At 60.7% G+C, this 13,602-nt stretch carries 8 protein-coding genes; 5 read left to right on the top strand and 3 right to left on the bottom strand.

Features of this window, described 5'->3' with window-relative positions:
* Nucleotides 1-381 precede the first annotated feature (381 nt).
* Nucleotides 382-1,443, top strand: coding sequence for an NAD-dependent epimerase/dehydratase family protein (locus Q1B40_RS14795; protein ID WP_299816061.1), 1,062 nt, complete (start codon nt 382-384; stop codon nt 1,441-1,443).
* Between the two features lie 57 nt (nt 1,444-1,500).
* Here Q1B40_RS14795 and kynA read toward each other — a convergent pair whose 3' ends face one another.
* Complete coding sequence (gene kynA / locus Q1B40_RS14800) at nt 1,501-2,355, bottom strand: tryptophan 2,3-dioxygenase (protein ID WP_299816063.1); 855 nt, start codon at nt 2,353-2,355, stop codon at nt 1,501-1,503.
* Between the two features lie 152 nt (nt 2,356-2,507).
* Nucleotides 2,508-3,605: an ABC transporter substrate-binding protein gene (locus Q1B40_RS14805; protein ID WP_299816065.1), complete on the bottom strand. Its 1,098-nt coding sequence runs from the start codon at nt 3,603-3,605 to the stop codon at nt 2,508-2,510.
* Nucleotides 3,606-3,962: 357 nt separating this feature from the next.
* Here Q1B40_RS14805 and Q1B40_RS14810 point away from each other — a divergent pair, with 357 nt between their 5' ends.
* The 4 genes from Q1B40_RS14810 (at nt 3,963) to Q1B40_RS14825 (ending at nt 11,646) form a co-directional block, all read left to right on the top strand.
* Nucleotides 3,963-7,295 carry a DUF2126 domain-containing protein gene (locus tag Q1B40_RS14810; protein WP_299816067.1) on the top strand — a complete coding sequence of 1,111 codons (3,333 nt, stop codon included), beginning with the start codon at nt 3,963-3,965 and terminating at the stop codon, nt 7,293-7,295.
* Between the two features lie 37 nt (nt 7,296-7,332).
* Nucleotides 7,333-9,738, top strand: coding sequence for a circularly permuted type 2 ATP-grasp protein (locus Q1B40_RS14815; protein ID WP_299816069.1), 2,406 nt, complete (start codon nt 7,333-7,335; stop codon nt 9,736-9,738).
* A gap of 30 nt (nt 9,739-9,768) precedes the next feature.
* Nucleotides 9,769-10,644, top strand: a complete 876-nt coding sequence (locus Q1B40_RS14820; RefSeq protein ID WP_299816071.1) for a transglutaminase family protein — start codon at nt 9,769-9,771, stop codon at nt 10,642-10,644.
* 165 nt (nt 10,645-10,809) lie between these two features.
* On the top strand, nt 10,810-11,646 hold the full coding sequence (locus Q1B40_RS14825) for a peptidoglycan-binding domain-containing protein (RefSeq protein ID WP_299816073.1): 837 nt from the start codon (nt 10,810-10,812) through the stop codon (nt 11,644-11,646).
* Between the two features lie 99 nt (nt 11,647-11,745).
* Here the strand turns inward: Q1B40_RS14825 and Q1B40_RS14830 are convergent, their stop codons facing one another.
* Nucleotides 11,746-13,527, bottom strand: a complete 1,782-nt coding sequence (locus tag Q1B40_RS14830) for a methyl-accepting chemotaxis protein (protein ID WP_299816075.1) — start codon at nt 13,525-13,527, stop codon at nt 11,746-11,748.
* Between the last annotated feature and the right edge of the window lie 75 nt (nt 13,528-13,602).

The following is a 13,602-nucleotide window of genomic DNA, read 5'->3' on the forward strand; positions in this document are numbered from 1 at the left end:
CACCCTTGATCCGACACTCTCCTGTTTTCCCGCTTCAACCCCGTTGTTAGCGGGGAGTGTGGCACAAATTTGTCGGCAAATGTAGGCCAAAACCAGGTTTCGGATCTTTCATTTGACCAGACATATTTCGACAAATCATCTTCGCTTTGCGATATGAAACGAAAATATTTGATTGGCGTTGCAGCGCAATAAGATCTGCTGCAGCGCCGCAAAATGACAATCTCCGTCCTGGACAGCGCCTTTTTCACGTTAAAAGTGCAGTGGCCGGCCGCCTTAGCAAAACACCCGCCCCTGGAATACCGGTACCCGCATTTCATGTTGCAAATCCGTTCCCGGAAAAGGATGAATGCAAAAAGCGCATCTGCCGGGAGCCGGACCTCAGTGAACCAGTTGATCTCCACAAAGCACCCTGTTCTGGTAACCGGCGCCACCGGGTATGTGGCCGGTTGGCTGGTGAAGGAACTGCTCGAGGCAGGCGTTACCGTCAACGCGGCGGTACGCGACCCCCGCAACGCTGCAAAACTCCGGCACCTGCGGGAAATCGCCGACAGTTCGCCCGGAACAATAAGGTTCTTTGAAGCGGATCTCCTGAAGCCGGGGTCCTATGCCGCCGCCATGAAGGACTGCCGGATTGTCTTTCATACAGCCTCGCCATTCACCACACGGGTCGCGAACCCGCAAAAGGAGCTGATCGATCCGGCGCTCAAGGGCACCCGGAATATCCTTGAAACCGCTGCAGTGAATTCGGCAGTCGACAGGGTCGTCGTCACCAGCTCTTGCGCCGCGATCTACACCGACGCCATCGACTGCCGCAAAGCCCCCGGCGGTGTCCTGAATGAAGACATCTGGAACACCACAGCGTCGCTCTCCTATCAGCCTTACAGCTATTCCAAGACGCTGGCGGAGCGCGAAGCCTGGAAGATCGCCGACAGGCAAAACCGCTTCAAGCTGGTCGCGGTAAACCCGTCGCTGGTGATCGGCCCGGCCCTGAACCCGGCACCGACCTCCGAGAGTTTCAACATCGTCCGGCAGATGGGAAACGGCACCATGAGGCTGGGCGCTCCGAAACTCGGGATCGGCGCCGTGGACGTCCGCGATCTCGCCCGGGCGCATATCGCAGCCGGCTTTGCTCCGGATGCGCAGGGCCGCTACATCGTCTCGGGCCACAACACCAACATTCTGGAACTCGGCAAGACGCTCGTCGAAAAATACGGCAGCGCCTATCCCGTGCCGCGCAAGTCCGTACCCAAACCCATGGTCTGGCTGCTCGGCCCGCTCATGAGCGGTATTTCCCGCAGGTTTGTCACCAAAAACGTCGATGTGAAATGGCGCGCGGACAATTCCAGAAGCAAACGCGACCTTGGCATGACCTACCGCCCGCTCAAGATGTCCATGGAAGACATGTTCCAGCAGATGATCGAGACCGGAGCTTTCGGAAAATAGCCGGCATTGCGCATCTGCCACCGTCTGGCGCGATGGAGGCTTACTGGAGCAGCTGGATCAAAGCACCGTTCTGACGTGCCAGAGTTCCGGGAACAGTTCTACCTCCAGCATGCGCTTCAGATAGGAAACACCTCCCGTGCCGCCGGTGCCGCGTTTGAAGCCGATGACCCGCTCGACCGTCGTCACGTGGTTGAACCGCCAGCGGCGGAAATAGTCCTCAAGGTCCACCAGCTTTTCACCGACTTCATAAAGCGCCCAATGCGCGGACGGATCACTATAGACAGCCCGCCACAACTCCATGATCTCGGGAACCTCCCGATGCGGTTCTGCCGCCGGAACCTCGGTAAGCTCCCGGTCGATCTGGAAACCGCTTCTGCGGGCAAAGGAGAGCACCACCTGGTAAAGGCTCGGCCGTTCAAGCTCCGTCCTGAGAAGCGCAACGCCTTTAGGGTCATGTTCGTGCGGTCTCATCATCGCCGTGTTGCGGTTGCCGAGCGCGTATTCGATCAGCCGGTACTGCAGGGACTGGAAACCCGAAGAGGCGCCCAGCGCATCGCGGAACCGCGTGTAATCGCTCGGGGTCATCGTGCGCAACACGTCCCAGGCCGAGTTGAGCTGTTCCATGATGCGGCTGACCCGAGCCAGCAGCTTCATGGCTTCCGGCATGTGATCGTCGATGATCGCCTGCCGCGCCCCGTTCAGTTCATGCAGCATCAGCTTCATCCAGAGTTCGGATGTCTGGTGCTGAATGATGAAGAGGAGTTCGTCAGGGGCATCGGACAGCGGCGACTGGGCCGTCAGTATCTGTGAAAGTCCCAGATAGTCGCTGTAGGACATCTTGTCGGAAAATGCCGTTTCAGCTCCTTCCGTTGCCGGGTCATAGGCACCGCCAGGGCCGTTGCTGTCTGTCATCGATCTCTCCTGTCCGGCAGTCGATCACCCCTGGTCGGGAGGATGCCGCATCTGCCGGTAACCGCGTTCAGGCATCTATACCGCCGCAACGCCGAAGTTGGATAGAGTTGAACAGGAGAGACTTCGAAGGAACGGTGTCTTGCCGGAAAACCTCAGCTGCCTGAAGCTTCCAGAATGGCCGCGGCTGAGAAATCATAATGGCTGCGGCCGTTTATGGTCTTGCAGAACTGCCTGAAATCTATTTTTTCCCAGTTGTTGTCACCGAGATTTGCCAGATAGAGGTCCACATTTTCCGATGTGATCGGCGACATCTTGAACAGGACATCGACAAAGGCTTCGCCCTCGATGTTCTTGAAAAAGTGGTCGCGCAGCATGACCATGGACCATGCGCCTGCAAAAAAATGTCCGCCATGGGTCATGGTCAGACTGTGGTCGCGCACAGCCTCCATGCCGCGCGAGGACCAGTTCAGCCCGGCGAAGAAGATGACCTCTCCCGGTGACAGTCCGGCTTCCAGGGCGGCTTTCTGAGCGCCGAAGGCTATATCGTCATTCGCCGCCCAGACAACATCCACCTGCGTGCGCGTGAACACGTTACCGGCGCGCTTGTAAGCGATGGTCTCGTTCCAGTCGGCGGGAATTGCGTGCAGCAGCTTCACATCCGGATTGTCGGCAACCGCACGCAACATGCCCGTCTCCCTGTGAAGACCGGCAGGCGTGGCCGTGTCGCCGGTCAACGCCAGAAGGCGGATCGGCTTCCCTTGCGGTTTCGACTTGCGGGCCCTCTCGATGAGAGAAAGAGCCATCTCGTAGCCGGCGTTTTCATTGTCCGGGATGATGGACGCCACGATGTTGCTAAGGTCGATATTGTGCTTCTCGAGATTGCTCTTCTGTTTGGGCGTCAACTTATTCAGCAGGAACAAGACCTTGCTGGACTTGCCGTCCAGGAGCTGAAGCAGCCGGGCAGCCGACTGGTTCTCGTTCACGAGGACGAAATAGTCCGGAAGATCGCCATCCTCCAGCCGCTTTTTGAGCAGAGCTTCCATGATATAGGGCTGCCGGTCCGCATGAAGGATTTCAAGCTCCACATTCAGATCCGCGGCAGCTGCGGTCATGGTTCTGGAAACATCCCCCCAGAAGCCGGTCTCGCTACCCGGATTTATGAATGTCACCCGAAAATCAGCGGATTGGGCAACACCTGCAAACGTCAGGAAGCACCAGATCCAGAACAGTCTGAAGATCATTGAAATCATTCGTATCCCGGTTTGTAACTCTACGGCATCATACCTGATCGACCCGCAGTCAACCGCCGTTCGGGCAAATCCCGGCCGAAATGCCTGCATGTGGGCAAGGGTCGCAAGTATTTTCACGCCTAACTATCGCATATAGTTGTTTTCGAAAACTTCATCCAGCAGTTAAAATGATCTGTTTCGCGGCTGCACAACCGGCAGACGCACCCTGTCTCGCGACACCGTCGATGATCAGGGTGACGTCATTGCCGATAAGCCTTCACTGCGGCGGACTTTCGCCCGCCTGCAGAAAGACATGGTGCGCTGTAGCATTATGTGAAAATCTGCAGTCGGAGTTTCAAAGCCTTACAGGGTCATTTCATGTCAATTCGCGCCAGTATCTACCATCTGACCCATTACCGATATGACCGGCCGGTCACTCTGAGCCCGCAGATCATCCGCCTCCGCCCGGCGCCGCACAGCCGCACCCGCGTTCTGTCGCATTCCCTGAAAGTCTCGCCGCAAGGTCATTTCGTCAATCATCAGCAGGATCCCTACGGCAACTGGTTGGCCAGGTTCGTCTTTCCCGAACCCGTGCGCGAATTCAAGATTGAAGTCGATCTCGTCGCTGACATGACGGTTTACAATCCCTTCGACTTTTTCGTCGAGGAGAGCGCCGAGGACTGGCCCTTCGACTATCCGGAGGAGCTTCGGGAAGATCTGCAGATCTACAGGCGCACCGAACCGGCCGGGCCTCATCTGCAGGCTTTTCTGGACACTGTTCCGCGCGACAGGCTGCGGACCATCGATTTCATCGTCGCGCTGAACGCAAAGGTTTCCAATGCGGTCGGCTATGTCATCCGGATGGAACCGGGTGTTCAAACACCGGAAGAGACCTTTGAAAGAGGAACGGGCTCGTGCCGGGATTCAAGCTGGCTCCTGGTCCAGGCTCTTCGTCATCTGGGCTTCGCCTCCCGGTTCGTCTCCGGTTATCTCATCCAGCTGAAGCCGGACCTTGAAGCCCTGGACGGTCCCTCCGGTACCGATCACGACTTCACGGATCTGCATGCCTGGGCCGAAGTCTACCTGCCCGGCGCGGGCTGGATCGGACTGGACCCGACATCCGGTCTGCTCACCGGCGAAAGCCATATCCCCTTGGCGGCAACCCCGCACTATACCAACGCCGCGCCGATCGTCGGGCTGGCCAGCCACGCGGAAGTCGATTTCTCCTTCGACATGAAGATCAACCGCGTTGCCGAGCACCCGCGGATTACCAAACCCTTTTCCGAAGACGCCTGGAAGGCGCTCAATCGCCTCGGGGAAGATGTCGACCGGGTTCTGGTGCAGGAAGACGTCCGCCTGACGATGGGCGGCGAGCCGACCTTCGTGTCCATCGACGATTTCGAGGCCGACGAATGGAATACGGAGGCTGTCGGCCCGACCAAGCGGGAGAAAGCCGACATCCTCATCCGCCGTCTGCGCAAGCGCTTCGCGCCGGGCGGCTTTCTCCATTACGGGCAGGGCAAATGGTATCCGGGAGAAACCCTGCCCCGCTGGACGTTTTCCCTGTACTGGCGGCGTGACGACAAGCCGATCTGGAACGACCCGGACCTGATTGCCGAGGAAGGCAAGGACACCGGTGCGGATGCGGAAAAATCGGATGCCCTGCTCCGCCAGATCGCGAAACGGCTCGACGTCGATCCCCAATATGTGGTTCCGGCCTACGAGGATCCGGCGGTCTGGCTGGTGAAGGAAGCCAACCTGCCGGAGAACGTCACCCCTGACAATTCCGAACTCGAAGACGCCGAGGCGCGTCACCGGATTGCGAGGGTCTTCGACCGAGGCCTCTCCTCGCCGTCGGGCCATGTCCTGCCCATCCAGCGCTGGCAGGCCAAGGCGTCCGGCCACAAGTGGCGGTCCGAAAACTGGAAACTGCGCCGCAATGCCCTGTTTCTGGTCCCGGGCGACAGCCCCGTCGGATACCGCATTCCTCTGGAATCGCTGCCGCATGTTCCGCCAGCGCAATATCCCTATACGAATGTCGCCGATCCGACCGTGCCCAGGGGGCCGTTGCCGGAATTCCCGGTTGGACCGCGCCCCGACCGGCCGCAGGAAGTTGCCCATTTCACTGCGGCGGGGCCCCAGCAGGAAAGGCAGGAACAGGAACTGCCGGACGGGGAAATCGGCAAGGCGGTCGTGCGGACAGCCCTCTCCGTAGAACCGCGCGACGGACGGCTTTGTGTCTTCATGCCGCCGGTGGAGGCGATCGAGGACTATCTGGAGCTCATCGCCGCCGCGGAAAGCGCTGCGGCCGATCTCGGCATTCCGGTGCACATCGAGGGTTATCCGCCGCCTCCCGATCCGCGCATGAACGTCATCCGGGTCGCTCCGGATCCGGGCGTCATCGAAGTCAACATTCATCCGGCGGCAAGCTGGAAGGAGTGTGTGGCGATTACCGAAGGCGTCTACGAGGAAGCGCGCAACACACGTCTCGGCGCAGACAAGTTCATGATCGACGGCAAGCACACCGGAACCGGTGGCGGCAACCATGTTGTTGTCGGCGGGGCCACGCCGCTCGACAGCCCCTTCCTGCGCCGGCCCGACCTGCTGCGAAGCCTCATCCTGCACTGGCAGCGCCATCCGAGCCTCTCCTATCTGTTCTCGGGTCTCTTCATTGGCCCGACCTCCCAGGCGCCCCGCGTCGACGAGGCGCGCCATGATGGGCTTTACGAGCTGGAAGTCGCCCTTTCGCAGATCAAGCGTCCGGACGAAGGACCAACGCCCTTTCCGTGGCTGGTCGACAGACTGCTGCGCAATCTTCTGGTCGATGTCACCGGCAACACGCACCGCGCGGAAATCTGCATCGACAAGCTCTATTCGCCGGATGGTCCGACAGGCCGCCTCGGCCTTGTCGAATTCCGCGGCTTCGAAATGCCGCCCGACCCGCGCATGAGCCTTGCCCAGCAACTGCTGATGCGGGCTCTGATCGCCCGCCTGTGGCAACGCCCGCTGTCCGGCAACCTGACCCGTTGGGGCACCGCGCTCCATGACCGCTTCATGCTGCCGCATTATGTCTGGACGGATTTTCAGGATGTTTTGCGGGATCTGGACCATCACGGCTTTGCCATGCGCCCGGACTGGTTCGAGGCCCAGGCGGAATTCCGGTTCCCCTTCTGCGGGGAAATCGAGGTGGAAGGCGTCCATCTTGAGCTGCGGCAGGCGCTGGAACCCTGGCACGTTCTGGGGGAAACCGGCGCCATCGGGGGCACTGTGCGGTATACGGACAGCTCGACCGAACGCCTGCAGGTCAAGCTCACCACCAGCGATCCGGACCGCTATACCGTGACCTGCAACCGGCGCATGATGCCGCTGCGAAAAACCGAAACAAACGGCGTCTCGGTCGCCGGAGTTCGCTACAAGGCCTGGCAGCCTTCCATGGCGCTGCATCCGGTCCACCCAGTTGACGCGCCGCTGACCTTCGATATTTTCGACCGCTGGAGCGGGCGGGCGATCGGCGGCTGCGTCTATCATGTCGCCCACCCGGGCGGGCGCAGCTACGACACCTTTCCGGTCAACGGCAACGAGGCCGAGGCGCGGCGGCTGGCACGGTTCGAACCGCACGGCCACACGCCGGGTCTTTATGCGCCGGAGGTGGAACACCCTCATCCGGAGTTTCCGTTGACCTTGGACCTGCGGCGGCCGCACTATGTCTGACGGTCAGGTGGCCAGCGGTCTACGGGGGAAATGATGCATGAGTTTGGACGAAACGGCGATATCAGGTGATCTCGGGCAGGGGTTGCTGAAATCCTATCGCCCGTATCCTGGTGTTTCGGACGAACTCCTTGATCCGGCGGGCCGGGTGCGGCCGGTATGGCGGCCCTTTATCGATCACCTGTCCTCCCTGACGCCGGAAGAGATCGGCAACCGCTTCGCGCGCGGCAACCAATATCTCAACGATGCCGGTGTCTATTTCCGCCATTACGGCCAGAACGACGAAAAAGAGCGGGAATGGCCGCTGAGCCACATTCCGGTGATCATCAGCGAAGATGACTGGGAGGTCATCAGCGACGGCCTCATCCAGCGGGCCGGTCTTCTGGAACAGCTGGTGGCGGATCTGTACGGCCCCAACAAGCTGGTGAGCGAAGGCTACCTGCCTGCAAGCCTGATCGCCAGAAGCCCGGAGTGGCAGAGACCTCTCGTAGGCGTCACACCGAAATCAGGCAATTTCCTGCATTTCCTCGCCTTCGAAATCGGACGCGGCCCCGACGGCACGTGGTGGGTCCTGTCGGACCGGGCACAGGCGCCTTCCGGAGCAGGCTTTGCCCTTGAAAACAGGGTCGCAACCGGCCGCGTCTTCAATGAATATTTCGCCAGGGCCAATGTTCACCGGCTCGCCGGTTTCTTTCGCCGCTTTCGCGACCATCTGGTCGAGTTGCGCGGCGAAACCGACAGCCGGGTTTCGATCCTGACCCCCGGTCCGATGAACGACACCTATTTCGAGCATGCCTATATCGCCCGCTATCTCGGCTTCATGCTGCTGGAGGGCGAGGACCTGACAGTGGAAAACGGGCGGCTGATGGTGCGCACCGTCGCCGGTCTGAAACCGGTGAGCGTCCTGTGGCGCCGGCTGGACGCGGCCTGGTCCGATCCGCTGGAACTGGAAGAGAGCTCGCGTATCGGCACGGCCGGACTGGTTCAGGCCGTACGAGACGGCTCCGTCACCATGGTCAACGCGCTGGGAACCGGCATCCTGGAAACCCGGGCTCTGCTTGCCTTTCTGCCCCGCATCAGCAAGCGGCTGCTGGGAGAATCGCTCAAGTTGCCGAATGTCGCCACGTGGTGGTGCGGCGACCCCACCCCGCGCAACTACGTGAAGAAGCATGCGCAACGCATGATGTTCAGCCCGGCACTTTCCACGGCGCTGCCGTTCTCGTCGGCGCAGACGGATTTCATCGGCCGCGACTTCGAAAAATTCCACAAGGGCATTCTGGAGACCTGGATCGACAGCAAGGCAAGCAATCTTGTCGGTCAGGAAGCCGTGACCCTGTCGACCACCCCGGCCTATCACGAGGGAGGGCTCGTTCCGCGACCGATGAGCCTGCGCGTCTTCCTGGCCCGCACGGCGAACGGCTGGGAGGTAATGGCAGGAGGGTTCGCCCGCATCGGCCGGACGGAAGACGCCAGCGCCATCGCGATGCAGGAAGGCGGATCGGCTGCGGACGTGTGGATCGTCGGCGACAAGAAACCCGTCAAGGACTCCCTGCTTCACCAGATAGAGTCGCCCTATTTCAAATCACAGGCGGGCACCCTGCCCGCCCGCGCCGCCGACAACCTCTTCTGGCTGGGCCGCTATGTGGAACGCGCCGAGGGCGCTGTCCGCCTGCTGCGCGCCTACCATGCCCGCCTTCTGGAGACTGCCGACCCTGAAGCGCCTCTGGTCGCCATGACCGCTGACTATCTGGAAGACATCGGCGTTGCACCGGACGAGCCTGTCCCCGAAAGCCTCTGCGACATGCTGCAATCGGCGATCACCAGCGCCAGCAAGGTCCGCGACCGGTTTTCGGTCGATGGCTGGCTCGCCCTGAACGATCTTGCCCAGACCGCAAACGGTGCCAGACTGGCGCTGCGTGAAAACGCCGACGTGCCGCGCGCCATGGGGCTGCTGCTGCGCAAGATCACCGGATTTTCCGGGCTGGTGCACGAAAACATGTACCGCTTCACCGGTTGGCGGTTCCTGAGCCTTGGCCGTGCCCTGGAACGGGCGCACCAGATGGCCGACCTGCTGTCCGTCTTCACAAGTCCTGAGGCTCCGGAAGGCTCTCTGGAGCTGCTGCTGGAAGTCGGCGACAGCGCCATGTCCATGAGCCGGCGTTACGCAGTCTCGCTCAGCCAGGCGACGGTTCTCGACCTCCTCGCGATGGATACGAAAAATCCGCGCGCTGTTATCTACCAGCTGACAGAGATGAAGGACCATATCGCCGTTCTGCCGGGGGCGACCGAATTCGGGCACCTTTCGAACCTCGCCCGGTCGATCCTGCAAATACACACCAGTCTGGCGGTCGCAACGCCGGAAACCCTGACACCGGACATGCTGGCGGAGCTGCGGGACCGGATCGCCCGACTTTCCGTCGAACTGACCGACGCCTATATCCGTTAACGATCCGCGATCGCGCGGTGCGAGGCTGCCTTGCTCTACGACATAACTCTTGAAGTCACGCATGACTACGCCAGCCCGGCCAATTCCGGACGCCATGCCCTGCGCCTGATGCCGGCAACGATCCCCCATGAGCAGACCCTGCTTGCCGGAAGGATCTCTCTCCAGCCGGAACCGTCGGAGCGTCAGGACCGGACGGATTTTTTCGGCAACGCCGTTACCGACATCGCCTACAGGACGTCCCACCGGGAGCTGAGCTTCAAACTGATGGCCCGGGTCGAGAGAACCGCGACGCCGGAGGCGTTCGACATCTCGGCCTCGCTCAAGGCTCTTGAAAGGGAACTTGCCGGCATCCAGTCGCTCGGACCGGAAGAACCGGTGCATTTTCTCGCCGCGTCGCCGCGTCTGCCGCTCGATCCGGCATTCGCCGTTTATGCGCGCGAACGTGTGGATCCGGACATGAGCGCCATATCGGCCGTGGAGACTATCGGCAAGGCCCTCTACCAGGACATGCGTTTCGATGCGGATGCGACAACCGTGGACACGCCCGCCCTGGAAGCGTTCGAACGCCGGCACGGTGTCTGCCAGGATTTCTCCCACATCATGATCGCCTGTCTCAGAAGCATCGGCGTTCCGGCGGGTTATGTCAGCGGCTTCCTGAGGACCAGCCCCCCGGAAGGCCAGCCGCGGCTGGAAGGCGCCGATGCCATGCATGCCTGGGTGCGGGCCTGGTGCGGTATTGAAATCGGCTGGATCGAGTATGATCCGACCAACGCGCTTCGCGTCGGCCAGGATCACATTGTCGTAGCCAGGGGCCGCGACTACGGCGACGCCGCCCCCGTCAAGGGTGTCCTGCGCACCGCCGGCGGCCAGACCACCGACCACAAGGTCGACGTCGTCCCGCGTTGATCCTTCGTTGCGAATGCCCGAATGGCCGGCCGCAACGGCGCGTTATACCAAAGAGCGTTGATTAGGACTCATTGCAGGATATCCCCCGCTCGTCCGCCGAAAGCTGTTTCCAACGTCGGTAATTTGCTAAACTGTAATTCGGAACCTCGGGTGCGGGAGCCGGTGATGCGTTCAGTCCTGATAGCAGTCCTTGTCTTTGTTGTTACGACCGGAGCAAGTCTGGCCGACTACAATCGGTCGAAGGCCTGGTTCCATGACATGACCTATCAGGAGCGCATCCGGACGCAGTTTCTGCTGGTGTTCACCGGCGACTACACAGGGCTGGTCGACGGCACGTTCGGGCCCCTCACCTACACTGCGCTGACGTCCTTTCAAGAACACCGCGAGCATGTCCCGGACGGCGTTCCCGATGCCAGGCAAATACTGATCCTGCAGCGGGACGGTCTTGATCTGGTCAGGCGCGTCGGGTTCGAGACAATCCACGAGACTGAAAGCGGACTGACCCTCGGTGTCCCGGCCAAGCTGTTCGAGCCGGCCTCGGCGACAAGGCGCGGGCGGCACTGGCTGGCTCATGACAGCAGCATTGAACTGGAAACATGGCGCGTGCCTCGGGAGGAGACCGATTATCAGGCGCTTTATCGGCGGGCGATCCGGCCGCAGGACGGTCGCGTCGTCGCCTCCAAAAACTTCCGCAACGACTACTTCATCGTGTCGGGACAGCAGGATGGGCGCAGCTTTTATCTGAGGGTCATGAAGACGCCGCAGGACAGCCGGGGTTTCTCGCTTTCCTGGGAACCGAAACACACGGTTTTCATGAACCGTGTGGCGATCGCCATGTCCAGCAGCATGACCGGCATCGTGGCGGGAGACGACAGCAGCCGGGACAGCCCGGATGATGCACCCGAGGCGGCACGCGCACCACGGCCTGAAGGTCTGAACAGTGCCGCACCTAAATCGGAAACCGTGATATCGCGCTCCGCCGAAAGCGGAACAGGGTCCTGACCCACGGCACGGCCAGCCTGAAAATCCTCAAAGGATGACCGGTCCCGTGTCGACCCGAAGGCACACGGAACCGGATCTTTAGTTTAGATCATCGCACTCTTATGCGGCCTGAAGTCTGGCGATGAAGCTGTCGACTTCAACCTTGAGCTTCGAGGCCTGACCGGAAAGTTCGCCGGCCGCCATGGTGACCTGGCTGGCTGCCGCCCCGGTTTCCTGCGATGCCTGGGTAACGCTGACGATGTTTTCCGAAACCGCCTGTGTCCCGTTCGCCGCTTCGGTAACGTTCTGGGCGATCTCCCTGGTCGCGGCATCCTGTTGCCCCATCGCCGTGGCGATATCGACCGAGGTCTCGTTGATGCGGGCAATGATGCCGCCGATTTCCCCGATCGAGGCGACAGACGTGCTGGTCTGTTCCTGGATCTCCTTGATCAGGTTGGAGATGTTGTCGGTTGCCTTGCCGGTTTCGCTGGCCAGAGCCTTGACCTCGCTTGCAACCACCGCAAAGCCCTTGCCTGCCTCACCCGCTCTGGCGGATTCGATGGTGGCGTTCAGGGCCAGCAGATTGGTCTGCTCTGCGATGTCGGAGATCATCGAAATGACATCTCCGATCTTTTCGGCTGTCTGTGCGAGCTGATCCATCTGACCTTCGGTCTTGGCGACCTCGTCTACCGCCTGCTGGGAGATGGTCGAAGCCTGCGACACCCTCGAATTGATCTCGCCGATCGAACTGGAGAGTTCCTCCGTCGCGGACGAGACCGTCGCGACGTTGGTGGTGGCCTCTTCCGTTGCTGCGGCTACGGAGGTTGCCTGGCTGCTGGTCTCTTCCGCGATGCTGGACATGGATTGCGCGGTCGCCTGCAGCTCGGCCGAGGCTGAAGAAACGGTTTCGACAATCGCGCCTATGTTGGACACGAACTGACTGGATGCCTCCGCCAGGGCGCGCTGGCGTTCTTCTTCGGCTTCGCGTTTCTGCCGCTGCTCCTCTTCAAGCTCCCTCGTGCGCACCATGGTGTCGCGGAAAGTCTGATAGGCCGTTGCCACAGCACCGATCTCGTCCTGGGCGTAGATCTTCACCTCGGTGGTGTAATCGCCGGACGTCAGTGCGTTGATGCCCGTCACCACTTCGCTCAGGGGCCGGGTGATCGCTCTGCGGATAAGAATAGCCGCGAACGTCAGGGAGGCCGCGAAGATGATCGCGGATATCACCAGAATGCTCCAGAGAGCAAGCTTCTCCGCCGCCAGCGCCGTCTGGGCAGCATCGAGCGTGAACTGTTCGAGCTCGTGCACCAGTTCTTCAAGCTCATGGTTGAGCTTTGTTTCTTCCGCCTTGATGCCACCCTGCATCGCCAGAGCTTCGTCCATATGGCCGGTTTCGATGAGCTCGAAGGCCTCCAGGGCATGGTCGTCGTAGCTCTTGTGTTCGGCAGCTATCAGCTTGAAGGCGTCATAGACCTTCTGAAATTCCGCCTTCATTTCTTCCGAATGGGCTACTTTCGCAGCTTCACCAGCAAGACCCCGGGCGTCGACAATCTCCTGGTCGACCTTCTTTGCGTACTTCTCGAAGGTATCACGCGCTTCGATGAACTCACCGTGCGCGTTGTCATCTCCCTCCATCATCACGCCGGCCCGCAAGGCACGCTCGAGATTGATGGATTGTTCGAGCTGATGGATTGTGATCACGCTGACCGCGTTGGTCAGAGGAATGTCCTGGTTGGCGACACCGTCAATCAGAGTACCGATCTTATCGAGCTGCCACAGGCCAATCCCGGCCACCAGAACCAGTCCGGCAAGGCACGTCCCGACGACAAACATGATCTTGGTGCCGATACTTCCCGAACGCTTTGCAGGTGCCTGGCCCTGTTCTTCGATTTGCTCTGTCACTTGCATCATCATTTCTCCTAACAATGCATTCCTGAAAAGACGCGACCCGGCACCAGTGACCTTTGCGGAATCAGG

The sequence above is a fragment of the uncultured Roseibium sp. genome, from assembly GCF_947496995.1.
Classification (GTDB): domain Bacteria; phylum Pseudomonadota; class Alphaproteobacteria; order Rhizobiales; family Stappiaceae; genus Roseibium.

Coding starts and splice junctions, on each gene's coding strand:
- Q1B40_RS14810 (WP_299816067.1), top strand. CDS start 3,963: ATGTCAATTCGCGCCAGTATCTACCATCTGACCCATTACCGATATGAC.
- kynA (WP_299816063.1), bottom strand. CDS start 2,355: ATGACAGACAGCAACGGCCCTGGCGGTGCCTATGACCCGGCAACGGAA.
- Q1B40_RS14815 (WP_299816069.1), top strand. CDS start 7,333: ATGAGTTTGGACGAAACGGCGATATCAGGTGATCTCGGGCAGGGGTTG.
- Q1B40_RS14805 (WP_299816065.1), bottom strand. CDS start 3,605: ATGATTTCAATGATCTTCAGACTGTTCTGGATCTGGTGCTTCCTGACG.
- Q1B40_RS14825 (WP_299816073.1), top strand. CDS start 10,810: ATGCGTTCAGTCCTGATAGCAGTCCTTGTCTTTGTTGTTACGACCGGA.